This is a genomic window from Limosilactobacillus gastricus PS3 (assembly GCF_000247775.1).
Taxonomy (GTDB): Bacteria; Bacillota; Bacilli; order Lactobacillales; family Lactobacillaceae; genus Limosilactobacillus; species Limosilactobacillus gastricus_A.
The window spans coordinates 12,687-39,101 of sequence record NZ_AICN01000005.1; the positions used below are offsets into that span (position 1 = coordinate 12,687).

Genomic DNA, 26,415 nt, shown 5'->3' on the forward strand with positions numbered 1-26,415 from the left:
CGTATCCTCCTAAACTGCTACCGGAGCCTTAATGGCTGGTTCGGCTTCGTATCCTTCAAGTTTAATATCACTCATTTCATATTCATCAACCGGTTTAGCCTCATCCGGTAAAATTAAGCGTGGGGCTTGATGCATTGGTCGACTCAGCTGTTCTTTAATTTGTTCAATATGATTACTGTAAATATGAGCATCCCCAAAGGTATGAACAAACTCGCCAACCTCTAAGCCACATTGGTTAGCAATCATATGGGTTAATAAAGCATAACTAGCAATATTAAATGGTACCCCTAAGAAAATATCGGCACTCCGTTGATATAGTTGGCAACTCAATTTACCATTGTTGACGTAGAATTGGAACATCGTATGACAAGGTGGCAAGGCCATTGAAGGCACATCGACCGGATTCCAAGCTGAGACGATTAGACGCCGTGAATTAGGATTAGTCTTAATTTGGTCAATCACATTTTGGATTTGGTCAATTGGGCCTTTTGGAGATTGCCAGGCCCGCCATTGACTACCGTATACTAATCCTAAATCACCATATTTGGCACTAAATTCATCATCATTTAAAATTCGTTCACAGAATTGTCGTTTTTGTTCTTGGTAGACCTGATTAAAATCAGCATCAACCAAAGACCGCCGCCCAAAGTCCGTCATATCTGGTCCCGTATATTCATCACTTTCTACCCAGCGTTGGAAAGCCCACTCGTCCCAAATGTGGTTCTTGTGTTGAAGTAAGAAACGAATATTCGTATCACCACGTAAAAACCATAAAAGCTCACTCTTAATTAAACCAAACGGTACCCTTTTGGTAGTTAAAATAGGGAAACCCGCCTGTAAATCAAAGCGCATTTGGTATCCAAAAACGGACCGTGTCCCCGTCCCCGTACGATCTCCTTTTTCATCGCCGTGTTCCAAAACATAGCGTGCAAAATCTAAATATTGTTGTTCATTATCGTTAATTGACATTTGAATCCTCTTTTATTCATCTACAAATTCACTTAAATATTCCCAACGAGCTGTCTTCTCGTCTAGGGTCTTAACAACTTCGTTTAATTCTTGTTGTAAGCGGGCTAATTTTTCGTAATTATCCCCATTTTCACTCATGGCTAATTCTAAGGCCTGTTGTTGATCGGTTAATTGATCAATATCTTCGTTTAATTGATCCCACTCTAACCGTTCTCCATAGGTCAATTTGGTTTTATCCTTGGTGGCCTTTGGCGTAGCTTGGGGGGCAGGATTAACCCTTGATTGCTCCGTCGGCTTAGAACTAGCTTCAGCCGACTGATTTAAATAATCGGTGAACCGCCCCACATAACGATCAATCTTCCCTTGGCCTTTAAAGATCAGTAATTGTTCAGCAACGCGATCTAAGAAATAACGATCGTGTGAAATCGTGATTACTGTCCCAGCAAAGGTATCTAAATAATCTTCCAAAACAGCAAGCGTGCCGATATCGAGGTCATTAGTTGGTTCATCTAATAACAAGACATTTGGTTGTTGCATCAAAATCTTCAACAAGAACAAGCGACGTTTCTCACCACCGGATAATTTCCGAATCAGCGTCCCATGCATAAAGCGTGGGAATAAAAAGCGCTCTAGTAAACCAGTAACCTCTATTCGTTGACCATTACGATCAACGACGGATTCTGCGACTTCGGACAAATATTCAATCACCCGCTTATCTTCAGGGATTGGCTCGGTTTGTTGGGAATAATAACCTAATTTAACAGTCTCACCAATCTTAAGCACCCCGGAATCAAGCGGTAATTGGCCCATGATTACTTTGAATAAGGTGGTTTTGCCGGCCCCATTTTCTCCGGAAATCCCGATCCGGTCATTGGCTTGGACTAACCAATTAAAATCTTGCAAAATCGTCAGTTGGTCAAAAGCGAGATTGGCATTTTTAAACTCGATGACGTCTTTACCCAATCGCTGGGAGCCTAAAGCGATTTCAAGGTCTTGATCTTCTTGTAAATGACCGATTTGGCTTTTTAATTCATTAAACCGATTAATCCGACCCTTTTGTTTCGTTGACCGGGCTTTAGCCCCCGTCCGCATCCAAGCTAATTCTTTTTGATAGAGACTTTGACGTTTCTTTTCTGTTTCTCGGGCCAATTCAATCCGGTTAGCTTTTTGTTCCACAAAGGCTTGATAATTACCATCATAATGATAAAGATCGCCAAAAGACAATTCCCAAATATGATTAGTAACCTGATCTAAGAAATAGCGATCATGCGTGACAATCAAAACCGCCCCTTTATATGCAGCTAAATAATCTTGCAGCCAAATAATTGAATCTAAATCCAAGTGATTAGTCGGTTCATCTAAGATTAAAAGATCGGGATGCTGAATTAAAACTACTGCTAAACCAACTCGTTTTAGCTGCCCCCCCGAAAGTTCGCTAATTTTTCGATTCAGATCTGTTAGATGTAATTGGGTCAAAATCGTTTTAATTTGGCTTTCGGCTTCCCAAGCATTCGCCTGATCCATTTGGGCTTGTAACTTAGTATAAGCTTCGATTGCTTGGGAATCTTCTGGATGTTGACTAAATTCATCCAAAGCTTGATGATAACGTCGAATGAGCTTAAAGACGGCCTGATCACTGGCAAAAACAGCCTCGGTTACGGTCTTTTGAGGATCAAGATTGGGTTGTTGTTGTAAGTAACCAATTGTATACTCGCTCGGTTTTGTGATTGCTCCCTGCTCAGCATTCGTCAGTCCCGCAATCACATTTAAAAGACTAGTCTTCCCGCTCCCATTTGTCCCAATTAAACCGATGCGGTCATTTTCATTAATGATAAAGGAAACATCTTTAAATAAGGTTTTCTCACCATAAGTACTAGTTAAGTTGTCGGCCCGTAAGGTCTGCATACTACTATCCTTTCAATTTGCTTGCTAACGCAATTAGATCTACTGGCTGGTTCTTGGCCTTTTGAGTCAAGACTGCAACTTGCAATTGCCTAATTATTTGACCTAACTGTGGCCCAGGTTTGATTCCTACTCCAGTAATTAGATCGCCACCTTTGATTGCCAATTCATGGGCATCGTGAATTGGTAATTGAGCATAATCACGCATGATCGTAGCTTGATCATGCTCGATATTTAGCACTTGAGCGACCTCATGAGCCCATTGGAGTCGCTTAGCATTCATTTTAAATAATAATTCTGGGGTCACTTGATGGTTTTGCAACGCATCTAAAAATTGAACCACTAGACGCGATTCTTTAATGCAGTCATTAGATAATTTCCACTGCTTTAACAACCCCGGAATAGTTTGATCATCATGTCCGCCAGCAAACATTAAGGTCGCCCATACAGATACCGGGAACGTCAAATGCCAATTATCTAAAGCTAGCAAATTCTTTAAGGTCATACTTTGATCGGCTAACGTGGGTGTATATTCATACAGGTCCGTTTCCATCATCACTTGAAGACCCTTGGTGGGATTTGTGCCCACGAATAGTTTCTCTAATTCGACTTGAATTCGTTCAACTGCAATTTTAGACAATAAGTGTGCATTATCGGTGATTCCTTGGATCGTTTCAGGATCAATTTCAAAATCTAGTTGGCTCGCAAAACGCACGGCCCGCATCATCCGTAAGGCATCTTCATGGAACCGTTCATCGGGATTACCAACCGCGCGAATGAGACGATTTGTGAGATCATGCAAACCGTCAAAAAGATCAATCACTTCCCCTGTTCGTTTTAAGGCCAAGGCATTGATGGTAAAATCTCGCCGTTGTAAATCTTCGGCCAAGGAGCGAACAAAGGTCACCTCATCAGGACGACGAAAATCTTGATAACCAGTTTCTGTCCGAAAAGTTGTCGTCTCATAACCTTTTCCATGATCTAAAATCATTACCGTCCCGTGTTCAATCCCCGTATCGACGGTCCGTGAAAAAATCGCTTTAATTTCACTCGGATAAGCACTAGTTGCAATATCAATATCATGTAGAGGTTGACCCAAGATCGTATCACGAACACAACCGCCAACAAAATAAGCCTCAAAACCAGCTGCCTCAATTTGTGCTAAGACCGGTTCTGCTTCTTTAAATTCTGTTGGTAGTTGCTCGATGATCATATTCTTACCCCTTTAACGTAAATCCAATACATATTCTAACAAAGAATTTAAATTAAAAAAAGTTTGCTAGCTCCGCAAATGGGAGCCAACAAACCATTAATACATTTGATCTTCAAATTCAGCAAGCCGTTCTGCCATTTCTGTATCAGTCGGAACTAATTCAACATATCTTTGTAGTTGATCGAACATTAAGTCCCGTTCCCCCACGGCTTGGTAATAATCAATTAATTGATGTAAAAAGTCAGGATTATCTTCAAAAGCTGGCAAAGCAGCACTGAACGCTTGCCCCGCCTGATCAAATTGTTCCAGACGCCAATACGATTGAGCCCGGTTCCATTCAACTTGGGGATCTACCACTTCATCATCTTCTACAGATGCTAATAAGTTAAGATTATCCTGATCACGCTGCTGGGATAATAAAAAATTACTGTACTGAATCGTAATCGTTAAGTTATCTGGATCTATTTCATGAGCGCGTTGTAAATATTGATCCATTAATGGATCATCACCTAAATGACTAGCATAATCAGCCGCTTGTGCATATAAATTCTCATTGTATTGATCAACACTCAACCCCTCTTGAACCGTCTTGAGCGCTTGTTGGTAATCATTTTCTTGTTCATAAACTGTTGCTAAAGCCGGATATGCACTGGCATATTGACTATCGTCATCAATTAAAGATTGTAAGCTTTGCTCCGCCGCTTTTAATTTTCCTAATTGTAATTGGGTAAAACCTGTTTGAAAGCGAATATCGCTAGATTGATACTGTGGATCAACCTGCTCTAAGTATCCTAAAGCCTGGTCAAAATGACCGCTTTGGGCATAAGCAGTCCCTAAGCGACCAGCAATATCAACCTTGGCAAATTCTAAATAGCCAGCTTGAATTAAAGCAAAATAATATTGGATCGCTTGTTCAGGCTTGCCAATCAGATTATAGAATTCCCCTAAAGCAAACAAAACTGCTGGTTCATCTGGAGCTATTTGATAAGCCTCCAGTAATTTGCTTTCCGTCACTTCAAACTGTTCTTCCGTTTGGTATAGGTCAGCTGCTACCAAAAGTGCTGGAACATAAGCGTCAGAGTCCGCAGCAATTTGGTTTAAGTAGGTCAAGGCTTCATCATTATGATCGTTATCAATCGCAATTTCCGCCAAGGCAGTCCGTAAGACATCTTCATCAGGATATTTTTCTAATAATTTCAAATAAACCCGTTGTGCCTGATTTAAAAAGCCCAGCCCATACAATTCTTCAGCTAAATTAAATAGGGTTTCGTCATCATCTTTACGAAGCGCCCAAGCAAAAGATTTTTTGGCCTCTGCCAACTGACCACGATCAAGTTGATCTAACATTTTTTCAGAATAGGACATAGTTACCTCTTTTATTATTAAAATTTGGCATGATCAATGAAGTTCAAAAAAGCGCGAACAACAATGTTGCTCGCGCCATCGGATTAGTTAAGATTACTTAACAGCATCCTTCAAGGCCTTACCTGGCTTAAATGCAGGAACCTTGCTTGCTGGAATTTGGATTTCTTCACCAGTTTGTGGGTTACGACCCTTACGAGCTGCACGTTCACGAACTTCGAAGTTACCAAAACCAATAAGTTGAACTTTTTCACCCTTAGCTAATGAAGCTTCGATTGATGAAAATACTGCATCAACAGCTGCAGTAGCATCCTTCTTGGTTAAACCAGTTGATGCTGCAACATTGTTAACTAATTCAGCTTTGTTTGCCATGTCAAATTTCACCTCCCACGGTTAGCAAATAACTTGCTATGTGATAGTTAATTTTGAGTGGTCCAAAATTAACGAAATAATAACGAACCATCGCATCATTTCAAAAACAAGATTATCATACAATGCCCGTCATGACAAGCATTATCACAATTTTATCTCAACTTATATATATCAATTCTTTTATCAGATATTAGGTATATATTGCTACATTTATTTCCGTTGACGTTTTATCAAATGAATTGGGGTTCCGGTAAAGTCAAAGGCGGCTCGAATCCGGTTTTCAAGATACCGTTCATAAGAAAAATGCATCAAGTCAGGATCATTGACAAACACCACAAATGTAGGTGGTTGAATGGCCACTTGAGTTGCGTAATATAGACGTAAGCGGCGACCATTTGACGATGGTGCCGGATTGGCAGCAACGGCGTCCATAATAACATCGTTTAATACTGACGATTGTACTCGCCGGGTATGATGTTCATACGCTTCTAAGACCATCTCTGGCAATTTAAATAGCCGTTGTTTGGTCTTAGCAGATACAAAGATAATTTGGGCATAGGATAGATATTGGAACTCTTGCCGAATTAAATTAGTAAAGTCAGTCATCGTGCGTTGGTCCCGATCAGGAATCGTGTCCCACTTATTAACCGCAATAATAATCGCCTTCCCGGCCTCATGGGCATAACCGGCAACGTGCTTATCTAATTCCCGGATCCCTTCTTCAGCGTTTAATACAAAGATTACGACATCAGAATCATCAATCGCCCGCATAGAACGCATCAAGGCATACCGCTCGGTATTCTCATAGAGCTTCCCTTTTTTCTTAATTCCAGCCGTATCAACCATGGTAAATTCATGGCCGTCGGGTGTTTTAAAGTTGGTATCAATCGAATCACGGGTGGTTCCAGCAATGTCAGAAACAATCACTCGATCTTCTCCCAACATAGCATTCACAATTGATGACTTCCCAACATTTGGACGGCCAATGAAACTGAACCGAATACGTTGATCATCTTGAGTATTAGATCTCTCAGGGAAATGTTTAATCACTTCGTCTAACAAATCCCCAATTCCGACCCCGTGAACACTCGAAACCGGATATGGTTCACCTAATCCGAGGGAATAAAAGTCAAAAATTTGACTCCGACGTTCCGGATTATCAACCTTGTTAACTGCTAAAACTACCGGCTTATGGGACCGATAGAGAATTTTAGCAACTTGCTCATCGGCATCAGTCACCCCATTTTCAACATTGACCACCATGACAATGACATCTGCCTCATCAATAGCCACCTCAGCTTGCTCACGGATTTGTGTCGTTAATGGTTGATCCGAGATTTCAATTCCTCCAGTATCGATCATACTGAATTCTTTGCCAAGCCAATCGCCGTGGGCGTAGATACGGTCACGAGTAACACCTGGAGTATCTTCAACAATTGAAATCCGTTCACCAGCAATCCGATTAAAGAGCGTGGATTTACCAACGTTTGGTCGACCGACAATTGCTACAATTGGATTTGCCATTTTTGCTCCTTTCTTTTCCAAAATAAAAGCCGGGGAAGCCCCGACTTGATATTAGTAAGTAAAAGATTACTTGCCAGCATTCTTTAATTCGTCCCCGATTAAATCACCAAGGGTGAAACCAGTTTCTTCTTCGGGAGCGTCAGCCGCAAAGTTGTTATTGTTATTGCGACGACGTGGACGACGAGCACCACCATTGTTGCTTTCAGCATCCTTTGGTGCTTCTTGTAATGCCTTGATTGATAAGCCAAGACGTTGCTTGTCAGCTTCAACATTCAAGACCTTAACTTGCACTTCTTCACCCACCTTAAGTACATCAGCAGGTGTAGCAATGTGCTTGTGTGAAATTTGTGAAATGTGAACTAAACCTTCGACACCAGGGAATACTTCAACAAAAGCACCGAAGCTAGTCAAACGCTTAACAGTACCAGTCAAGACAGTTCCTTGAGGTGCCTTGCTTTCAATATCATCCCATGGTCCTGGTAAGGTTTGCTTGATTGATAATGAAATCCGTTCGCGTTCTGGATCAACGCTCAAAACCTTAACCTTCACATCTTCACCAACTTCTAATACATCAGCTGGCTTATCAACGTGATCGTATGAGATTTCAGAAACGTGAACTAAACCATCAACTCCACCAAGGTCAATGAAGGCACCAAAGTTGGTCATCCGAGCGACCTTACCTTCAACAACATCACCAGGTGCTAATTCACCGAAGATCTTAGCAGCTGCTTCAGCATGTTGTTCTTGAACAATTTCCTTGTGCGAAAGGATCAAACGATTTTCACTTGGTTCAATTTCAACAATCTTGAATTCAAGTTCTTGACCCTTAAATTGGTTTAAGTCATCAACATAGTGATCAGTAATCATTGATGCTGGTACGAAACCACGTACCCCAGCGTCAACAACCAAACCACCACGGACAGCTTGAGTAACCGTAGCAGTTAAAGTTTCACCATTATCAAACTTAGCTTGGATTTCATCCCAAACCTTCATGGCTTCTAAGCGCCGATGAGAAAGAAGGTAGCTACCGTTTTCCTTATCGCTGCCGATCTTTGAGATCACGACTAAATCCAATACATCACCAACTTTAACGACTTCATTGATGTCGTTAACTGGCTTCGTTGACAATTGGTTAGCAGGAACAATTCCCTCTACACCTGAGCCTTCAATCCCAACGACTGCTTGGCGATCGTCATCGATTTGCAATACCTTTCCCTTAACAACATCACCAACGTTAACTGGTTTAATGCTGTCAAGTGCTTCTAACATAGCGTTATTGTTTTCATTTTCAGCCATCTAAAATAATCCTCCTAGCAACAATTAACTCTGAACACCATTTTACAGTAAAAAAAATGATTTGACCAGCATTTACTTTAATTGTCTTTTACTTTTTTAATAATTTCACTAATTTCATTAACGACTTCATCAATGGTCAATGCAGTGGTATCTAGCCGAATTGCATCCGCCGCTTGAACCAATGGTGATACTTTACGAGTTGAATCCTTTTGATCCCGCAGCTCGATCGCTTTTTGTAATTCTTCAATCGATTGCGTTGCAATTCCCCGTGCCTGGTTATCTAAATACCGCCGGCGGGCTCGTTCGTGAGCAGAAGCAACCATAAAAATCTTTACTGGTGCCTGTGGTAGCACGGTTGTGCCAATATCACGACCATCCATGACAATATCATTCTGACTCGCAATCTCACGTTGCATCTTAACCATTGCTTGGCGTACTGCTGGAATTGCTGCCACCGTTGATACATTTTGCGCGACCTCATTCGTTCGTATTAACTGGGTAACGTTTTGATCACCAAGCCAAACCTGTTGTGGATCACCCGCTTCAAAACGTAATGGTAAATTTTCAGCAATTGCTGCAACCTTAACTTGATCATTCAAATCAATCTTTTGTTGGAGTGCTGCTAGCGTAACTGCGCGGTACATTGCTCCTGTATCACAATAGATATAGCCAAATTTTTGTGCTACTAGCTTAGCGACCGTACTCTTTCCGGCTGAGGCTGGTCCATCAATTGCTACTTGAAATCCTTTTGTCATGCTGTCCCCTAATTATTTAACCCGAATCTTTTGTCCCGGTTGTAAGCCCGTCGTACTACTGAAACCATTTAACTCCATAATCTTATCGACGGTCGTCCCATTATTAACGGCCACCCGATAAAGTCCTTGCCCAGACTCTAAAGTAACATACTTTTCACCACTGGAAGAACTGGAACTTGAGCTACTAGTTTTCGTGCTGGAACTAGACGTTGACTTTTGACTAGCACTTGATGTCTTGCTAGTTTTGGTCGTCTTCGAACTTGATTTGGAACTAGTCTTCTTGCTAGATGACTTTTGACTACTAGACGACTTCTTTGAACTAGTGGAAGAAGATGCTTCAGTCTGTGGATGACTAAAACTATTTTGATGGTTAACCCAATAAACTACCGGAGTCGCTGCTAATAAGACTACTAAGATGACAAGAACCGTTAGCAACTGATTGCTGAAGGTCCGCCGCCGCCGATTGGAACGCCGACTCTGTACCCGTTTGGGCGCTGATTGCTTTTTTTGGTCCGCCCGTTCGTCCGTAAAGGTTTTATTCCATAATTGAGATTGGTTATTGGATTGATCTTTTTGAGGTTCTTGTTTTTCGCTCATAATACCCCTCCGTATCTTATTTCTTTATTATCTTATCTTATTTCAAATGATGGGTCTAGGAATTAAAGATTAAAAAATGAATTTAGTCGTCTTCGCCAATCTAATTGACTATTTGGTAAGGAACGATTAACTTCTGCTGGTAAATCTAGCTTTGATACCGTCCAATGTGGCAGGTCAATATCACAACAAATTTGGCTTTGATTAATTTTTGATTCACCAAAATAATTAAGAATGATCTGGCGACGACAAGTCTGTGTCTGCAAATAATCCATCATTTTATCCAATCGTGCCTGAACCTTTTGTTCCTGCTCCTGGAACAATTGCTTAATTACTTGCGGACTGGTTTGATGACTAAGGTAAAAAGCGATCACTTCAGCTTGCGGTCCCAATGCTTCTAGTGGTACGCCGCCATTATTAAATTGTTCCATTACACTAATCGGTGGCACTTCTACTGAGGTTAGTAATCGAGGAATTTGAATATCTCCTGGCGCATAGAGCAAGATTGCAAGCGCATGTTGTCCATTGCGACCAGCACGGCCGATTTCTTGGACATAATTTTCTAAACTATTGGGTAAATGATAATGAATAACATATCTGATGTTATCCTTATCAATCCCCATCCCGAAGGCACTAGTTGCACATACTATTTGTAGTTCGTCATGCATAAACTGTTGTTGAATTCGGTAACGATCTACATCCGAGATCCCAGCATGATAAGCCGCGACTTGATAATCAGTTACCGCCGATAAGTAGGCCGTCATTTCATTAGCTAAAGCCCGACTAGAAAAGTAAATAATCCCTTGGCCACCGAGTTGCTGTAATAAGTCAACCAATCGTTGTCGTTTTTCATCTGGGTTAGGTACTTTTTCGACAGCTAAAAAAATGTTTTCCCGATTGACCGATTGAATGATCTGGTGCACCTGCTGACTTGTTAATCCTAATCGATCAATGATGTCTTGGCGGGTGTTCGGGGTAGCCGTGGCCGTTAACATTAATAATTTTGCGGGTTGTAAACTTTTAATAACTTCTTTGAGCAAAAGGTACTCTGGTCGAAAATCTGGTCCCCATTGTGAAACACAGTGGGCTTCATCAATAACCATCATGGCTACCCCCTGCCGTTTAAAAGCCGCTAGGTTAGTTTCCTTAGCTAACATTTCTGGAGAGGTAAAGATAAATTGATATTCACTTAAATGATTAAGAATTAACTGCCGATCTTGATAACTGATAGTAGAGTTCAACATTGCCGCCCTTTTTAACCCTTGTTGGCGGAGCCGATTTAATTGATCTTGCATTAAGGAAATTAAGGGCGAAACAATTAAAATTGGTCCCTTCATTAAATAAGCTGGCAACTGATATAAAAGGGTTTTGCCTGCCCCAGTTGGTAACACTGCCAAGGTTGGTTGACCAGTTAAAAGAGCTTCCAAAGTCTCTAATTGACCTGGACGGAAGTGATCAAAGCCAAATTTATCATGCAAAATCTGTTTAAGTTGTGCTTGGATAGTCGCCATTTTCTCGATGACACCTCATGATTTGATATAACCGAAATTCAAAAAAAGCACTGGCTTCATCGGAATCTTCTTGAAATTGCCAGTTGAAGGCCGAGACTTGATAAGTAGCTTTTAATTTTGCTAAGTTCGATGTTGGAATTAACGCTGATATTGAAATTAATTCCGGCCTTAAAATCGCAATCTCTAAAATGTGTTCCCGCACCGTACTAATCTTTAAATGCCGCCGTTGACTGACTTCATCAATTGATATCCCACTTTGAAAAGTCTGGATGGTTTTCATGGCACTTTGACTAGCGGGACTTAGACTAATTAAATCTTGTGTTAAGGATGTTAACGGTCCGGATTGGCTAGCTATAGTAGCCGCCATCCTTAACCATAGATCGCGCCACATCACCGGGATTTCATCGATTGTTACCGCCAAATGTTGCGCCGCTTGCTGATTAGTCCAGCCACTCGTTTGATAACCAATTAAACGATAGGTCAAGAGAATGGCTAAGCGTTCGTCAACTGATGCAAGCTCCTCGGTAACTTCTTGTAAACAATTAGTAATCAACTTTACATCACTCGGGTTTAAAGCTCGTAACCATTGGCGAACCCGATTCATTTCATATTCTGATAATGATAAAGGTAAATATTGGTGGTCTTGATGTTGATATTGGGAAATCACTTGCAAGGCCAGCAAAACCCGATTGGCAAAAATCTGATAGTTGGTCACCCAAGCCCACTGAATAAAATGAGGTTGGTAATGCTGATCCCAAAAGGTCTTCACTTGCTCAAGCCCAGCTTCCGTTAAACTAGCTTGCTGATCGTCTATTTTCAGCAAGCCATCTTTAACCCACTGAGCTAGTTGTTGATCATAATCTTGCCGCTTTAATTGCCGTTCAGCACCAAGCGCGCCGAGAATTTGATAGTTATAACCCCAAAACAAATTGGCTTCCGAACGGCGGTTCTTCAAAATATTTTCAATCACTCGAATTCGCCGTGGTTGACGATTAAACAGTGTCAGTATATATGGATTCATCAGAACCTCCCCGGATACCAAATAAAAAACTGGGTTCAAACCCAATCATTAAGCTAATTATAGATTATAGTGTTTTAACACTGATTGCAACGGTTTAGCAATAATTGCAAAAATCACGGCAATTAATATTCCTTTAAGGATATTAAATGGAACAACCCCTAAAGCAACTAATTGGGGTACCGGAACCGATGGGTGCCACCCCCACAAACTCATGTAAACTGGGACTAAAACTAACCAGTTCAAGGCCGACATGACAACAGTCAAAGATACTGTAGAAACCGCGCCCCCTATGTATAACTGTTTAGCAAATTTCCATTTAACTTTTTTAAAGACCCAAGCAAATGGTAAGAGAATGCAAAGTGATGAGGCAAGACTACTTAACACCCCTAGCCAATCACTAAAACCATTCATGGAAGCATGTAAAAAGCATTTAATAAAGGCCACCATAAAGCCGCTCAATGGTCCATACATCCAGGTAGCTAAAAGCACCGGAATATCTGAAAAATCTAGTTTTAAGTATGAAGCAACCGAAAATGGATTAGGTAGTTCAAAAATCATTAAGATAAAAGCAAGACAACTTAAAACTGCGATAAAAGTGATTTGTTGAATCCGTCGATGTGATTCTGTCATGACAATAAACCTCCGAATATTCTGAGATCTATCTTCTTGGTAATAAAAAGAGGACCATATTAAATATGTCCTCAAATCATTTCTAATCTTCTCTATACCAGACTTTACTGTCGGCATCCAGAATTGCACTGGATTCCACCGCTCATGCGGGTTGCGGGCTATACCGCCGGTCGGGAATCTCACCCTGCCTTGAAGACAAATCTATTAATTTTACATGTTAACTTTATCACGATCCCGGTTAAAGTACAACTAGTGGGCTTGCTTTAATTCATGAATTTCATGTGGCTTCAAGGGACGCCATTCGCCTGCCTGTAAGTTACCTAAAGTTAGCGGGCCATAACTTTCACGGTGTAGTTTCATGACGGGATGGCCAACGGCCTGTAGCATTTTCTTAACCTGATGATAATGGCCCTCGTGAATCGTTAATTCGACAATCTGGGTATGCCGACTGTCATCCGTTGAAATCACCTTAACCTTAGCGCCGCGCGCACGATGACCGTCAAACTTAACTCCATCACGTAACTGTTTTTCTTGCTCACGGGATAGCTTCCCCTTAATCTTAGCAATATAAACTTTATCAATTTCATATTTCGGATGCATTAAGGATTGGGCTAAGCCCCCGTCATTAGTTAAAACTAGTAAACCAGTCGTATCGTAGTCTAAGCGGCCGACTGGATAAACTCGAGTCTCCACTCCATCATCATATAGAATGTCGACCACCGTCCGCCGTCCCTTATCATCATGGGCAGTACTAACGACCTGCCGCGGCTTGTTTAATATATAATACTCAGTTGGTTCCGGCTCAATTGGCACCCCATCAACACTAACTAAATCATGGACACTAACCTTCGTCCCTAATTCCGTTACTAATTGACCATTAACTTCCACGTGACCTTCTGTGATCAGCTTTTCGGATGCCCGTCGCGAGGCCACGCCCGCTTGGGCCATAACTTTTTGTAAACGTTCCATTAGTCTTCACTTTCTTCATTCATCGCTTGTCTGGATTGAAGCGCCCGCAAGAAGATATCTCCATCTAAACTCGCTTCATCTAGCTCATCATCCAGTGGTGGTAACTGTTCTAATGAATCTAAACCGAAATAATCAAGGAAAGCAGCTGTAGTGGCATATTGATATGGCCGTCCGGGGACTTCCAGCCGTCCTTTGGCTTCAATTAATCCTCGCATAATTAATTTTTGAATCGAACCAGAACTCTGTACCCCGCGAATTTCATCAATTTCAATCCGGGTAATCGGCTGTTTATAAGCAATAATTGCTAGTACTTCTAATATTGCCGGAGTTAGTGGCACCGTTAGCGGTGTCTCAAAATATCGCTTCATTACCGGGGCTAAGGCAGCCTTGGTGGCCAAACGATAAGTCTCACCACTATGCAATAAAGTTAAGGCCGATTTTTCATTGCTAGCATACTGACTTGCTAACTGATTTAAGATTTCTAAAACGGCTGGTTTCATAAAACCAGTTGCACTAGCTAGCTCAGCAACACTAATGCCCTCATCGCCACTGATAAATAGCAAGCCTTCAATTTGCGCTTGATTATCCATGTTGATACTCTGCCTTTCGTTCACCTGGAAGGACAATTAATGGTCCCAGATAGGTACTTTGTTGAATCCGCACCGCCCGATGTTTAGCTAAATCTAAGATAGCCATGAAAGTTGTGATCAAATTATCACGGGAATACTCATCAGCAAACAAATCTTCAAACCGGGTCGGTTGTGTAACCTTTTCCATGACAAAGTCAATCCGTTGGGCAACCGTGATTGGTTCTGAACTGACGGTTTGCCGAGCGGGTTCAATTAAATGATGGCGCTTAACAACCTTGGCAAAAGCTGCTTGTAATTGTTCCAGCGAGACACCGGGCGCAAAAGTCGCCTGGATAAAGTTCTCAGGAACGGCCATCGCTTCGCGGGTAAATTCTTGTTGTCGATATTCTTCACGATCCTTCAGCTTTTCGGCCGCTTGTTTATAGCGCTGGTACTCTAATAATTGTTGAACCAATTCGTCCCGGGGATCGACGATTTCTTCATCAACTTCATCATCAATCACTGGCGGCTTCGGTAATAGCATCTCGCTTTTAATCGCCATTAAAGTTGCCGCCATAACAAAATATTCCCCTGCAATATCCAACTGCCGCGCCTGCTGTTGCCGTAAAAATTCCATATATTGAGCCGTGATGGAACTGATCTCAATATCGTAAATATCCATTTCGGCCTGTTTAATTAGTTGTAATAAGACTTCTAACGGTCCTTCAAATTCGTTAAGCCGCAGGGTTGGTTGGTCCGAATATTCTGGTAAATTTACTTGGGCCATGCACTACTCCTTCGCTTTAAACTGCTGTCGCTGATAATACAGTTCTTTTTCCCAATTACTAATTAAGGGTTGAATCGCTAAAGTCCCCATTAAACGACAATCGCTAAATTGCTGGTGTAAATCATTAAAGACATCATAAACATTACGTCCCGACCGATCACTCGGTGAAAAAGATAAATGCCGGACCAAAATATAATGTTCACCTTGTTCAAAAATGATAATCCCAGTTAATTGATTGGTAAATGGATTCTCCCATAACATTACCTGACGATTACCTGATGTTGCCCAATCTAGTTCATGATTTAGGCGTTCATAATCATTTTTCCATTCGGGTATAAATGACATTAACCCCAAAGCAATCTTACGGTTTTCTTTCCGATAGGCTTTTAACATCTTACATCTCCTACACGTGTCGACCTAATAAAGTCTGAATCAGAGTCAACGGAGCACCGTTTTCAGTTAAACGAGCAACGAAACTTTGTCGAATTCGCCGGGGTGAAACATTGTCAATGCCAGCTTCCATGCCAGCTTGCCGGATTAATTGCCAAATCAATTGGCGACTAAATGGTTGCTTAGGCGTTCGTTCAAACAAATATTGATCCGCCTGGGGCTGCAAATCCATTAGATACCATCTTAAGACCATCGCCGTTTGATCATCATAAAGAACGACGCGATCACTTAGTTGAATCGTCTGTAAATCAAATTGAAAAGCACTAACTTTCAAATCACAAAGTTCACTCACCCGCATCCCTGTAGAATATAACAATTCGATCATTAAGCGAGTACGGACCTGCGAAAATTCCGTTAATTTAATCCGCCCTAACAACCTTTCCATTTCCGCTTTGGTCAATGGTTGATCGGAGTTAGTCACATCATTTACTGGTAGCTCCACTAAGCCCACCGGATTCTCGTCTAATACTGAGCGACTTTGCCAATAACGGAAAAATCTTTGCAAACTTAACAAGTGACGACGAATGGTGGCCTTGGCTTGAGTTTGTTCATCAAGCCATGCTAATAAAGTACCTTGATCAACCTGATGCCAATCATTAATATCTTGGCTTTCTAACCAATTAACAAACACAGCCAAGTCATGACGATAACTTTGGATTGTCGCAGCATTTAAGTTTTTAGCATCAGCTAAGTTGACTAAATATTCATTTGTTAAGGTCCTGAGTTCCGTTGTCATCGCTAATTAATTTAGTAACTCCATCCGTTTGTCTTACTAAGCCGGCCTTCATTAAATGGCCAATTGCTCGTTTAAATTGTCCCTTCGAAATCCCTAAAATCGTTTTAATCGTCTCAGGATCGCTCTTATCCGTTAAAGCCAGTTCATGATTCGGATCATGCTCTAAAATCATCATAATTTGCTGAGCATCTTCCCCAATTGCTTCGTATGATCGTGGTTTTAAGGATAAATTCAAAACGCCATGGCTAGATAAACCAATCACCCGGGCGGACACTTTCGACCCTAAGCGTGGCTCCTGATCTCGTTCGCTGGGGTGAATAAATCCTAAACAATAATCATCCGTCAAAACGTATGATCCCGCCATCTTTAATCGATAAACGGTCCCTTCCACATTCCAATTTTTCATCTTGGCTTGGGGACGTCTGGCGATGGCTTGAAAAATTGCTTCATCAGCCAACTTTCCCCAAATCCGGTCATGTTTATCAACAGTCAAGGCGATTAACAAACGATCACCGGGTTGCGGCCATAAATGCTTTAAAGTTGGCAAATCATCCAGTGAGACTACGACATCCTTATTGGGTAATCCAATATCGACAAAGACACCGAGATCACGACGGACATTAACCACCGTTCCAAAATCATAGTGATCAATTTGAACGGTTGGAATATGATCACAGGTCATTTGCAACTGATGATGGTCGTTTTCGTAAACGAAACCCTGAACTTGACCACCAACATGTAGGACTTGTGGCGCCTCATCTTTAGGCAGGCGATAAGTTTGTCCATTCCGCGCTGGTTGGACAAAATAATCGGTCTCATTTTCATCAATCATGACTGCGGTCACAATTTTTCCTAGATCAGTGTTCATATGGCACTCCTTTTCTTAACCACCTTATTTTAACGGTATTTAGCCCAAAAGAAAAGGGATCACAATCCGCAATTGTGAAACCCTTGCACTTTGATAATAATTATTTAACAGTTTGAATCCGCATTAAGTTGGTAGTTCCGGCACCACCGTGAAGCAAACCAGATACCACGATAATTTGGTCACCAGCTTGAGCAAAGCCTAATTCCTTAGCTTTTTGCGAAGCCATTTCAAACATTTCATCTGAAGTTTCTGGATGGTCAATGACGTATGGTTGAACCCCCCAGTTAAGCATCAAGCTCATTTGAGTCCGTTCATCATAAGTTAAAGCCACGATATCAGCATTGGGACGATACTTGGAAATCATCCGAGCAGTATAACCACTAGTGGTCGTTGCTACAATGGTCTTGATTCCCATATCACGAGCAGCCCGTGAAACCGCTGAACCAATCGTTTCCGTAACGTCTGAAGTATCAAAGTTAAATTCTTCAGTACCGTATTGGAGCAAGTTATTTTCAGCCTTAATGTCAATCCGGTTCATTGTTGCCACAGATTCTACTGGGTAGTCCCCATTGGCACTTTCCCCAGAAAGCATCGTCGCATCCGTCCCGTCAAAGACAGAGTTGGCAACGTCAGAAACTTCAGCCCGCGTAGGACGTGGGTTTTCTTGCATTGAATCTAACATTTGAGTTGCCGTGATAACTGGCTTCCCTAATTCGTTACAACGACGAATCATCATCTTTTGAATCAATGGCACGTTTTCGGCTGGAATTTCAACCCCCATGTCACCACGAGGAACCATCAATCCATCAGAAACTTCCATAATTGCTTCGAAATTATCGATCCCTTCTTGAGATTCGATCTTTGGTAAGACTAACACATCTTCCATGTTCTTTTGCTTCAAGAGCACCCGAATGTCTTCGATATCTTGAGGCTTCCGCACAAATGATGCCGCAATGTAGCTAATGCCATTGTCTAAACCAAAGAGGATGTCAGAAGTATCTTTTTCCGTAATCCCTGGTAAATTAATGGAAACACCTGGAGCGTTAACCCCTTTCCGTGATCCCAATACACCTGCGTTAAGCACCCGACAAACTAATTCCTTGTTAGCTTCATCTTTTTCTTCCACTAACATGTCTAAAAGACCATCATCAAATAAAACATGACCGCCTTCTTTAACATCGTCATATAGACCTGGGTAGGTCACAGCAATCTTATCATGAGTACCTTCGATTGAATCGTCCATCGAAATCCGTACTTTATCACCAGTTTCAAAAGCAATTTTACCTTCTTTTTGAACGGTAGTCCGAATTTCAGCACCCTTGGTATCAAGCATGATCGCAACTTTCTTCCCCGTCCGCTTTTCAGCTTCGTGGACATTATTCATCCGTCCTAAATGTTCCTCATGGTCACCATGGGAAAAATTAAAACGGAAAATGTTGGCTCCTGATTCGATCAATTTAGTAATCGTTTCAACATCAGTACTTGCTGGCCCTAAGGTACTAACAATCTTTGTTTTCTTCATAAGAAATCAAATACTCCTTTTTTCTCTATATCGAATTCAACTGTAACTTCCAGTCGACCAATGGTAATCATATCACAATCAAGTCAAAATGGTAGTCATCTTAATCAGATTTATCCCATTTCTTGTAAGATAACGTTTTCATTTCCTAATAATTCTTTCAGATGGTCAATAACCTTGTTTTCGCCATCCAGATGATAGCGACTTTGTTGGGCTTGGTTAGTTACTGCATCATAAAAAATTACCGGATAATTTCCGCTCGCTTCCCGCTGTAATTGGTTTAACAAATTGATAATTTGTTGCTCAGAAACCCCCGGCGTTATCCGTAATACCCACCGTTTCGGCGTTGTCTCTGCTTGGACCTGCTGAGCTAAGGCAATTCGGTTAGCAATTAGTTGTAATTCTTGATTGCGTTGTTCGACTTTTCCGTTAATAACTACGATCTGATTATTCTGCAAGTTCGTTTTAAATTGTAGATATTGGCTAGGAAAGACGGTGACATCTAAATTGCCGGTTTCATCACTAACCGTTAAAAAAGCCATCTCACGACGATCTCGTTTGGTTTTCACCACCCGGACTCGATTAATTTGAACGATTAAAGTGACTATCTGATCAGCTTTGAGGTGGCTAATCACTTGGCTTTGGAGGCGTGCTTGTAACTTAGCATACTGATTTACCGGATGACCAGAAATATATAAACCGAGATATTCGCTTTCCTTAGCTAACCGCTCATTAATATTCAATTCTGGTCGTCGTTCAATCACCGGTGCTAATTCATCCGATAGCGACAATGTTTGGAATTTAGAGGCTCCTTCAATCAATCCTGGTAAGGCCTGTACCATCTCGGCACGGTTATAGCCTAAGCGATCAAAAGCGCCGACGTATATCAAGGGCAAAATCTGCTTTTCATTTTGCCAGCGTTCATCTAGCCGATTGATAAAATCATTCAGGTTCTCAAAAGGTCCCCGGGCCTGGCGTTCAGTTAAAATGGCTTTCACAAAGTCGCCTCGAATTCCTTTGATAAAGCCTAGTCCAATTCGCAACCGATTATTTTCAACCGTAAAATCACTATCACTCTGGTTGATGGAAGGATTCTTAATCGCAACCTGCATCCGTTTAGCGGATTGGAAATGCTCAATTTCTTTTTCGGGATTGGGTTCAATTGATAATAGGGCCGCATAAAAAGCTAAGGGATAATGAGCCTTTAGATAAGCCATCTCAAAAGCCATCTTGGAATAGGCGACCGCATGAGAACGGTTAAAGCCATAATTAGCAAATTGGTCCATATAATCAAAAACTTGCTGGGCGACTGATTCTTCATATCCCTTTTGAAGGGCACCTTGGACAAAGCTATGCCGCATCCGCTCCATTTCTTGAGCTTTCTTTTTACTCATCGCCCGTCGTAAACTATCGGCTTGCCCTAGACTAAAACCTGCCATGGCTACCGCCACTTGCATCACCTGTTCTTGATAAACCAAAATACCATAAGTATTTTTCAAAATCGGTTCTAAGGCTGGGGTAATATAATTCGTTGCTTCTTGACCATGCTTTCGTGCAATAAAATGGTCAATATTGTTCATAGGGCCAGGACGATACAAAGCGTTAACAGCCACAATATCTTCGAAGGAGTCTGGTTGTAACTGTTGCAAAACTCGTCGAATACCATTGGATTCGAACTGGAAAACCCCGTCCGTTTCACCAGTTTGAAAAAGTTTCATCGTCAATGGATCCGTTAAATTAACTTGGTTTAAGGAAAAGTCCGGATTGGTTTGGTGAATTAAGCGCATTGCCTCATCCATTATTGATAAATTACGTAGGCCCAAAAAGTCCATTTTTAATAAACCCAGGGTTTCAACTGGATCTTTTGGATACTGAGTCATCAATAACCCAGCTTCACTACTACCATTTTGGAGTGGAACAGTATCGATTAACGGGTCTTCTGACAAGACCAATCCGGCAGCGTGTGTCGATACATTCCGTGGTAACCCTTCTAGATCTTCTGCAACTTCAATTAAGAGTTTGATCAAGGGATCATCTTGCATCATATTTTGGAGAGCTTGCGATGCTTGCACCACTTGCTTGAGAGTATATTTTTGATTTGTTGGGGTCTGTCGCCGAACGACCTGTTGGACTTCTGCCAATTGATATTTAGGGACTCCTAATACCTGACCAACACTATTTACCGCTTGCCGGGCCGCCAAAGTGCCCAAAGTGATGATCTGAGCAACTCGTTGGTGACCATACTTTTGGTGAACGTATGTCAACACTTCTTCTCGTCGATTATCAGGTAGGTCTAAATCAATATCAGGCATTTGTTGCCGTTCCGGATTTAAAAATCGTTCAAATAATAATTGATACTGAATCGGATCAACATCGGTAATTGCTAAGGCATAGGCCACAAGTGAACCCGCGGCTGATCCTCTTCCGGGACCCGTCGTAATTTGATGTTGGTGAGCAAAAGCCATTACATCCCAAATAATTAAGAAGTAATTATCAAAACCCATGTCATGAATCACCGATAATTCATGATCGAGTCGGGCTTGATATTCACTAACCGCATGACCTTTAGCAATTGGACGATTTTGCAAGCCTTGTTGACATAAAGTTTTCAAATAAGTATAGGCATCTTCTTGATTAGGCGTTGGAAATTGTGGCAAAATCGGAGCTTGAAAATTTAACTCTAATTGACATCGTCGAGCAACTCGTTCAGTTTTCCTCGCGGCATCTGCTAAGCCCGCGGCTTGATATGCTTGCTCGACATCGACCATTGGCTTTAGCTCATGAGTTCCCAGATGTTGAACGCCATTTAAAGGGTCTTCAATTACGTGCTTGGTGCCGATAGATCGTAAAACCTGACTCGCGAAATATTGGTTAGATTCTAGATATTCAACTGCTTCGCAAGCAACTACCGGAGTCCTAATTTGTTGGGCCAAATCAATAATTACTTGCCGCCGGATGGGATCAAGATTGAGGTTGATTCCCATATAGAGACGATCAGTAACCACTTGTCGAATCGACTGTAAGAGAGCAATCTGCACAGCATCAATTGCCATTAATTGTGGTGCTACAATCACGATTACATCCGTCAAATGTGTCTGAACATCTTGCCAAGTTAGGTCATTTTGCTTCGTCATCCGTAATGTCGATAGTTGCATTAAGGATTGATAGCCTTGATAGGATTGGGCATAGAATAATAATTTGACTTGTTGGGTCGCTAACTGACCAAACAAAACCGTCATTTCTAAACCAATTAGGGGTTTAATGCCGTACTGTTGAGCCGCCTGATAAAATTCGATCACGCCATACATGACCTGTTCATCCGTAATGGCAATTGCCTGGTAACCTCGTTCTTTAGCAGTTTTTACCAGCTCCCGTGGTTGAATCGTACTTTGTAATAGACTATATGAACTTTTAATTTGTAAAGGTACAAACACGGAACTAGCCTCCTAAAGTTTTTCTGCTAACAGTATAGCAAAGCTTTCAATAATTAGGAATGTCTTGCTTTCTCTTCAACCCCATCCTAAATTATGTTATAATTATTGAGATTTAATTGAGAGGTGATTAATATGCGATTCTTCTGGAAAAATGTCATGGCCCTATTCTGGGGTTGCATTTACGGATTAGTATTTGGTTACATTGCAAGCCAACTAGAACAAACCACGGTTAATTACACCACAGTTGCTGTTTTGGGAGCAATCTTAGCAGTTATCTTCGTGAATGTAATTACTGCGATTACTTCTCATGCTAACCCTTCACGTAAAGAAAACTAATTATTGGAGCCGTTTCTGAATTCGAAAACGGTTTTTTATTATGACTTATTCAATTACTGAAATTTCAAATCAACCTGCTCAACCACTGCGTCAACTCCTCCAAACTAGTTGGCAATTACCAAAACGTTATGTTCATTTTTTGCGAATCAATCAATACGTGTTAGTTAATGGTCAATACGTGCCGATGAATACCATTATTTATCCTGGTGATCAACTTCAGATGCAGTTTTCGGAAAATGAATTTCGGACTCGGCAAAGCTATTTGCCAAATAATCACCAAACCCTCCCAATCCTATTTGAAAATCGTGATTTGGTAGTCATTAATAAGCCCGCTGGCCTCAAAAGCCATCCCAATCAACCCAATGAGTTAGATACCGTCATGAATTATATGGCTGCTCAAATTGCGCATCCCCAAATGATTCATCGACTTGATCAATCAACTTCGGGCGCAATGATTATTGGTAAGCATCCCATTGTGGTTCCGATCATTAATCGGCTTTTAAGCACCCATCAGATCAACCGTGAATATTTAGCAGTTGTCAGTGGGAAGTGGGAAGAAAATGCAGGCATGATTAATTTACTAATTGGCCACGATCCCAATGACAAACGGAAGCGCCAAGTTAATGGAATCGATGCTCTTCCCGCCCAAACTAATTTTAAATTAATCCAAGCTCATCAAACTCATTCTTTAATCAAATTACAATTAGCCACTGGCCGGACCCATCAGATTCGGGTTCATCTAAAGGCTAAGCACCACCCCATTATAAGTGATCCCTTATACGGAATGGAGACGGGACCGCGAATGATGCTCCATGCCTTTCAGCTTCATTTAATCTTACCCTTTAGTGGTGAAAAATTAACGATTAATGCTCCTTTACCTGCTGAATTTGAGCAATATATTTAAAAAGATGTGATCATAGAATCACATCTTATTTTGTAAATTATCGATCATGGCAATAAATAGCGTAGCGCTTAGTAAATCAGCACTGCCGCCCATACTTAACCGTCGACGAGCAAACTCTACTGACATCTCATTAAGTTTTTGGCGACCAAGGTCTGTCGTGATTCCACCTGCAGCGTCAATCTCATCAATCCAATGATCACGTTCTTGTAAAATATCCATATTACCAGCACGTTTAATCAGATTAGAATCCATCGTGTGGCGAGCAATGGCTAAGAGCGTCGTCACTCCCCGATCATTGCTAGATTGATCAGCGGCTGCTTGGTAAGCTGGCAGACCATAATTAAACACCGTCGGATAGCCTAAAGCAGCCTCTTCCCGCACACCACCCAAGCCATACTGATGATATTGCTGTTGGCCCGCCGTTGCTTCCGTCGGTTCCTTTTGGCTTTGTAGATCATCATGCATAAGTTTTGCTAACATTTGCTGAATCGTGAGCTTCAATTGATCAAATGACCATTGATCGCGATTAATTATGATTCCAGCAGCCGTTGCAATAATGCCTAAAGTAAAAATCGCCCCTTTGTGGGTATTAACTCCAGCCGTTGCCAGATTCATTTCTCGCTCTGCCACCAGTCCAAACTGGCGAATTTCATCAAAAACCAATTGATAATTATCTTCATGAGTGGTTAGCCCGACAAGAGCGCATTTGGTGAAATAATCCTGCAGACTTAAAGCACTTTTAATAAAGGTGAAATGGTCCATATCGGGATGGGATAAATGTTCAAGGGGATCAACCAAACCCGGCTTTGGCCAAATAGCCACCTCCTCTAGCAATGCTTGTGTAGCCAATTTTCCAAATTGTTGTGCCATTTGACCTTGACGATCTGCTTCTAATTGTAATTGAATTAGCCGATCCACTTGCGTTTGGAGTTCTTCTATCGAATGCCTTTGTTGGGCCTGACAAAATTTTGCCGGTTTATCACAAATTAAACAGCGCCGAGCCGGGGCTTTGACTGCTTCCCGAGGTAGGGTCCGGATTTCCCCATTAAGCACGGCCAGCACATCCAGATTAAATAAGTTGGCGGATGGGTTGGCCTCTTCAAAATGGCTGGTGTGACTCTTAATTAAGAGTGGATTTCCTTTAATAAGATAGCCGCGTTCGGGACCAGTTGGCGACAAATCATCCTGCAACTGACATTTGAAAGTAAGCCCCCGAGCAATCAGACTATTTTCAAACCTTTTAACCCCATTTTGAAAAAAATTCTGGATTAACTGATTGGTTTTAATCGAACCAGGGATATTTAAAGCAACACTGACGACGGTCCAGTCTGGATTACTGGAAACGAGCATCGATAACTCCTGAAAGCGAGCTTGAGCGTGTTCTCGGATCGTTTGGGTATCTACTTCCTGACCTGTAGCGAAAATTTCTGGAATTTTCATTGGCAACTCCTTAGTTGTCCGCAATATTTAAATCACTGATCTTCAATAAAACGTTCACTACCTGTTCCATTGTTTGTACGGACACGAATTCAAAGCGTGAATGCATGTTTTCGCCGCCAGCAAAAAGATTGGGGGTTGGTAGTCCCATGTATGAGATCTTTGAACCATCAGTACCACCTCGAACTGGGTAAATGATAGGTTTAATTGACAGAGCTTCCATCGCTTGCTTAGCCATTTCCACTGATTCTAAATGACCATTTAAGGCATCTTTTAAATTATAGTATTGGTCACTAATTTTAACTTGAACCCGGTCTTGATCAAAGCGCGCATTCATATCACGGGCAATGGCCTCCAAAGCAGTTTTACGGAACTCAAATAACTGCCGATCGTGATCTCGAATCAAATAGGTCGCTTGCGCGGCATCCACCGTTCCGCCTAATTGATACAAGTGGAAAAATCCTTCCCGATCCGCGGTCAATTCCGCCCGATCATGCGTCGGTAACTGATTATGAAAATCAATCGCCAATTGTAAGGCATTGATCATCGTATCTTTAGCCACGCCAGTATGGACATTTTTACCCGTAAAGTTAATCGTTGCTTGCGCCGCATTAAAAGTTTCGTATTCGAGTTCACCTAACGGTCCTCCATCAACGGTATAAGCAAAGTCAGCGCCAAAATCGTCGACGTCAAAATGATCAGCTCCGGTTCCAATTTCTTCATCGGGCCCAAACCCAAGACGAATCTTACCATGCTTAATTTCTGGGTGTTGAAATAAATATTCAGCAAAAGTAACAATTGCACTAACCCCGGCTTTATCATCCGCTCCTAACAAGGTTGTCCCATCCGTCGTGACCAAGGTTTCGCCAGCATAATTTTTCAAAGCCGGAAATTCCTGTGGTGATAAGACATATGGGGAATCACCTAAGTGAATATCACTAACCCCGTCGTAATTTTCAATTACTTGGGGTTGAATGTTTTCGGCATTAAAATCAGCCGTATCAATATGTGCAATTAACCCCATCACGGGAACTTCTTGATCAAGATTACTTGGAATCGTCCCCGTCAAATAGGAATTCTCGGGGTTGATCTTCGCATCAGTAATGCCAATTGAAGTTAATTCAGTTTGCAACTCCTTTAAGAAGGCAGTTTGCCGCGGTGTGGATGGGATCGTCGATGACTCCGCATCTGATCGCGTATTTTGCTTAGCATACTTTAAAAACCGTTCTAATAGCCCAGGATATCTACTTTCCATTT

The 26,415-nt window shown here is 41.6% G+C and carries 24 protein-coding genes and 1 riboswitch; of the genes, 2 read left to right on the forward strand and 22 right to left on the reverse strand.

Annotated features, from left to right (window positions below; genetic code table 11):
* Positions 1 to 9: 9 nt before the first annotated feature.
* From PS3_RS00330 to dnaE, 20 genes are all read right to left on the reverse strand, one after another.
* Complete coding sequence (locus PS3_RS00330) at positions 10 to 969, reverse strand: thymidylate synthase (RefSeq protein WP_007121619.1); 960 nt, start codon at positions 967 to 969, stop codon at positions 10 to 12.
* Between the two features lie 12 nt (positions 970 to 981).
* Complete coding sequence (locus PS3_RS00335; protein ID WP_007121620.1) at positions 982 to 2,874, reverse strand: ABC-F family ATP-binding cassette domain-containing protein; 1,893 nt, start codon at positions 2,872 to 2,874, stop codon at positions 982 to 984.
* 4 nt (positions 2,875 to 2,878) lie between these two features.
* Positions 2,879 to 4,084 carry a CCA tRNA nucleotidyltransferase gene (locus tag PS3_RS00340; RefSeq protein ID WP_007121621.1) on the reverse strand — a complete coding sequence of 402 codons (1,206 nt, stop codon included), beginning with the start codon at positions 4,082 to 4,084 and terminating at the stop codon, positions 2,879 to 2,881.
* 96 nt (positions 4,085 to 4,180) lie between these two features.
* Positions 4,181 to 5,449 carry a tetratricopeptide repeat protein gene (locus tag PS3_RS00345; protein WP_007121622.1) on the reverse strand — a complete coding sequence of 423 codons (1,269 nt, stop codon included), beginning with the start codon at positions 5,447 to 5,449 and terminating at the stop codon, positions 4,181 to 4,183.
* Between the two features lie 93 nt (positions 5,450 to 5,542).
* Positions 5,543 to 5,818 carry an HU family DNA-binding protein gene (locus PS3_RS00350; RefSeq protein ID WP_007121623.1) on the reverse strand — a complete coding sequence of 92 codons (276 nt, stop codon included), beginning with the start codon at positions 5,816 to 5,818 and terminating at the stop codon, positions 5,543 to 5,545.
* 210 nt (positions 5,819 to 6,028) lie between these two features.
* Complete coding sequence (der, locus tag PS3_RS00355; RefSeq protein ID WP_007121624.1) at positions 6,029 to 7,342, reverse strand: ribosome biogenesis GTPase Der; 1,314 nt, start codon at positions 7,340 to 7,342, stop codon at positions 6,029 to 6,031.
* A gap of 66 nt (positions 7,343 to 7,408) precedes the next feature.
* Positions 7,409 to 8,638 carry a 30S ribosomal protein S1 gene (gene rpsA, locus PS3_RS00360; RefSeq protein ID WP_007121625.1) on the reverse strand — a complete coding sequence of 410 codons (1,230 nt, stop codon included), beginning with the start codon at positions 8,636 to 8,638 and terminating at the stop codon, positions 7,409 to 7,411.
* Positions 8,639 to 8,715: 77 nt separating this feature from the next.
* Entirely contained in the window at positions 8,716 to 9,393 is a 678-nt protein-coding gene (cmk, locus tag PS3_RS00365; RefSeq protein WP_007121626.1) for a (d)CMP kinase, read from the reverse strand.
* A gap of 12 nt (positions 9,394 to 9,405) precedes the next feature.
* A complete protein-coding gene (locus PS3_RS00370) occupies positions 9,406 to 9,990 on the reverse strand; it encodes an SAG1386/EF1546 family surface-associated protein (protein ID WP_040467787.1) in 585 nt (194 codons plus the stop codon).
* 62 nt (positions 9,991 to 10,052) lie between these two features.
* Positions 10,053 to 11,498: a RecQ family ATP-dependent DNA helicase gene (locus PS3_RS00375; protein WP_007121627.1), complete on the reverse strand. Its 1,446-nt coding sequence runs from the start codon at positions 11,496 to 11,498 to the stop codon at positions 10,053 to 10,055.
* Entirely contained in the window at positions 11,473 to 12,519 is a 1,047-nt protein-coding gene (locus PS3_RS00380) for a helix-turn-helix domain-containing protein (RefSeq protein WP_040467790.1), read from the reverse strand. The genes PS3_RS00375 and PS3_RS00380 overlap by 26 nt, the downstream gene beginning before the upstream one ends.
* Before the next feature lie 57 nt (positions 12,520 to 12,576).
* On the reverse strand, positions 12,577 to 13,149 hold the full coding sequence (locus tag PS3_RS00385) for an ECF transporter S component (RefSeq protein ID WP_007121629.1): 573 nt from the start codon (positions 13,147 to 13,149) through the stop codon (positions 12,577 to 12,579).
* Between the two features lie 81 nt (positions 13,150 to 13,230).
* Positions 13,231 to 13,350: riboswitch (FMN riboswitch) on the reverse strand.
* A 48-nt stretch (positions 13,351 to 13,398) separates the two neighbouring features.
* A complete protein-coding gene (locus PS3_RS00390) occupies positions 13,399 to 14,118 on the reverse strand; it encodes a pseudouridine synthase (protein ID WP_007121630.1) in 720 nt (239 codons plus the stop codon).
* Entirely contained in the window at positions 14,118 to 14,708 is a 591-nt protein-coding gene (scpB, locus tag PS3_RS00395; protein WP_040467792.1) for an SMC-Scp complex subunit ScpB, read from the reverse strand. The genes PS3_RS00390 and scpB overlap by 1 nt, the downstream gene beginning before the upstream one ends.
* A complete protein-coding gene (locus PS3_RS00400) occupies positions 14,701 to 15,474 on the reverse strand; it encodes a segregation and condensation protein A (RefSeq protein WP_040467794.1) in 774 nt (257 codons plus the stop codon). The genes scpB and PS3_RS00400 overlap by 8 nt, the downstream gene beginning before the upstream one ends.
* Positions 15,475 to 15,477: 3 nt before the next feature.
* On the reverse strand, positions 15,478 to 15,867 hold the full coding sequence (locus PS3_RS00405) for a hypothetical protein (RefSeq protein ID WP_040467795.1): 390 nt from the start codon (positions 15,865 to 15,867) through the stop codon (positions 15,478 to 15,480).
* A 10-nt stretch (positions 15,868 to 15,877) separates the two neighbouring features.
* Positions 15,878 to 16,660, reverse strand: coding sequence for a tyrosine-type recombinase/integrase (locus tag PS3_RS00410; protein ID WP_040467797.1), 783 nt, complete (start codon positions 16,658 to 16,660; stop codon positions 15,878 to 15,880).
* Entirely contained in the window at positions 16,629 to 17,528 is a 900-nt protein-coding gene (locus PS3_RS00415) for a CvfB family protein (protein WP_007121632.1), read from the reverse strand. Before PS3_RS00415 ends, PS3_RS00410 begins: the two co-directional genes overlap by 32 nt.
* Before the next feature lie 100 nt (positions 17,529 to 17,628).
* Entirely contained in the window at positions 17,629 to 19,050 is a 1,422-nt protein-coding gene (gene pyk, locus PS3_RS00420; protein ID WP_007121633.1) for a pyruvate kinase, read from the reverse strand.
* Between the two features lie 110 nt (positions 19,051 to 19,160).
* Entirely contained in the window at positions 19,161 to 22,481 is a 3,321-nt protein-coding gene (gene dnaE / locus PS3_RS00425) for a DNA polymerase III subunit alpha (RefSeq protein WP_007121634.1), read from the reverse strand.
* Between the two features lie 132 nt (positions 22,482 to 22,613).
* Between dnaE and PS3_RS00430 the strand changes: the two genes are divergently transcribed.
* On the forward strand, positions 22,614 to 22,817 hold the full coding sequence (locus tag PS3_RS00430) for a YjzD family protein (RefSeq protein ID WP_040467799.1): 204 nt from the start codon (positions 22,614 to 22,616) through the stop codon (positions 22,815 to 22,817).
* Positions 22,818 to 22,857: 40 nt separating this feature from the next.
* Positions 22,858 to 23,721: an RluA family pseudouridine synthase gene (locus tag PS3_RS00435; protein WP_007121635.1), complete on the forward strand. Its 864-nt coding sequence runs from the start codon at positions 22,858 to 22,860 to the stop codon at positions 23,719 to 23,721.
* Between the two features lie 18 nt (positions 23,722 to 23,739).
* On the opposite strand, the gene PS3_RS00440 is transcribed toward PS3_RS00435, so the two are convergent.
* A complete protein-coding gene (locus PS3_RS00440) occupies positions 23,740 to 25,161 on the reverse strand; it encodes a triphosphoribosyl-dephospho-CoA synthase (RefSeq protein ID WP_007121636.1) in 1,422 nt (473 codons plus the stop codon).
* A gap of 10 nt (positions 25,162 to 25,171) precedes the next feature.
* Complete coding sequence (pepT, locus tag PS3_RS00445; protein ID WP_007121637.1) at positions 25,172 to 26,413, reverse strand: peptidase T; 1,242 nt, start codon at positions 26,411 to 26,413, stop codon at positions 25,172 to 25,174.
* Between the last annotated feature and the right edge of the window lie 2 nt (positions 26,414 to 26,415).

Bases quoted from the DNA above. Each gene is read 5' to 3' on its own strand.
- PS3_RS00345 (WP_007121622.1), bottom strand. From the start codon at position 5,449: ATGTCCTATTCTGAAAAAATGTTAGATCAACTTGATCGTGGTCAGTTG.
- PS3_RS00350 (WP_007121623.1), bottom strand. From the start codon at position 5,818: ATGGCAAACAAAGCTGAATTAGTTAACAATGTTGCAGCATCAACTGGT.
- PS3_RS00410 (WP_040467797.1), bottom strand. From the start codon at position 16,660: ATGACAACGGAACTCAGGACCTTAACAAATGAATATTTAGTCAACTTA.
- PS3_RS00440 (WP_007121636.1), bottom strand. From the start codon at position 25,161: ATGAAAATTCCAGAAATTTTCGCTACAGGTCAGGAAGTAGATACCCAA.
- PS3_RS00330 (WP_007121619.1), bottom strand. From the start codon at position 969: ATGTCAATTAACGATAATGAACAACAATATTTAGATTTTGCACGCTAT.
- PS3_RS00400 (WP_040467794.1), bottom strand. From the start codon at position 15,474: ATGGCCCAAGTAAATTTACCAGAATATTCGGACCAACCAACCCTGCGG.
- PS3_RS00385 (WP_007121629.1), bottom strand. From the start codon at position 13,149: ATGACAGAATCACATCGACGGATTCAACAAATCACTTTTATCGCAGTT.
- PS3_RS00380 (WP_040467790.1), bottom strand. From the start codon at position 12,519: ATGAATCCATATATACTGACACTGTTTAATCGTCAACCACGGCGAATT.
- PS3_RS00390 (WP_007121630.1), bottom strand. From the start codon at position 14,118: ATGGAACGTTTACAAAAAGTTATGGCCCAAGCGGGCGTGGCCTCGCGA.
- PS3_RS00335 (WP_007121620.1), bottom strand. From the start codon at position 2,874: ATGCAGACCTTACGGGCCGACAACTTAACTAGTACTTATGGTGAGAAA.
- scpB (WP_040467792.1), bottom strand. From the start codon at position 14,708: ATGGATAATCAAGCGCAAATTGAAGGCTTGCTATTTATCAGTGGCGAT.
- der (WP_007121624.1), bottom strand. From the start codon at position 7,342: ATGGCAAATCCAATTGTAGCAATTGTCGGTCGACCAAACGTTGGTAAA.
- PS3_RS00405 (WP_040467795.1), bottom strand. From the start codon at position 15,867: ATGTTAAAAGCCTATCGGAAAGAAAACCGTAAGATTGCTTTGGGGTTA.
- rpsA (WP_007121625.1), bottom strand. From the start codon at position 8,638: ATGGCTGAAAATGAAAACAATAACGCTATGTTAGAAGCACTTGACAGC.
- cmk (WP_007121626.1), bottom strand. From the start codon at position 9,393: ATGACAAAAGGATTTCAAGTAGCAATTGATGGACCAGCCTCAGCCGGA.
- PS3_RS00370 (WP_040467787.1), bottom strand. From the start codon at position 9,990: ATGAGCGAAAAACAAGAACCTCAAAAAGATCAATCCAATAACCAATCT.
- PS3_RS00430 (WP_040467799.1), top strand. From the start codon at position 22,614: ATGCGATTCTTCTGGAAAAATGTCATGGCCCTATTCTGGGGTTGCATT.
- PS3_RS00375 (WP_007121627.1), bottom strand. From the start codon at position 11,498: ATGGCGACTATCCAAGCACAACTTAAACAGATTTTGCATGATAAATTT.
- PS3_RS00340 (WP_007121621.1), bottom strand. From the start codon at position 4,084: ATGATCATCGAGCAACTACCAACAGAATTTAAAGAAGCAGAACCGGTC.
- PS3_RS00415 (WP_007121632.1), bottom strand. From the start codon at position 17,528: ATGAACACTGATCTAGGAAAAATTGTGACCGCAGTCATGATTGATGAA.
- PS3_RS00435 (WP_007121635.1), top strand. From the start codon at position 22,858: ATGACTTATTCAATTACTGAAATTTCAAATCAACCTGCTCAACCACTG.
- pyk (WP_007121633.1), bottom strand. From the start codon at position 19,050: ATGAAGAAAACAAAGATTGTTAGTACCTTAGGGCCAGCAAGTACTGAT.
- pepT (WP_007121637.1), bottom strand. From the start codon at position 26,413: ATGGAAAGTAGATATCCTGGGCTATTAGAACGGTTTTTAAAGTATGCT.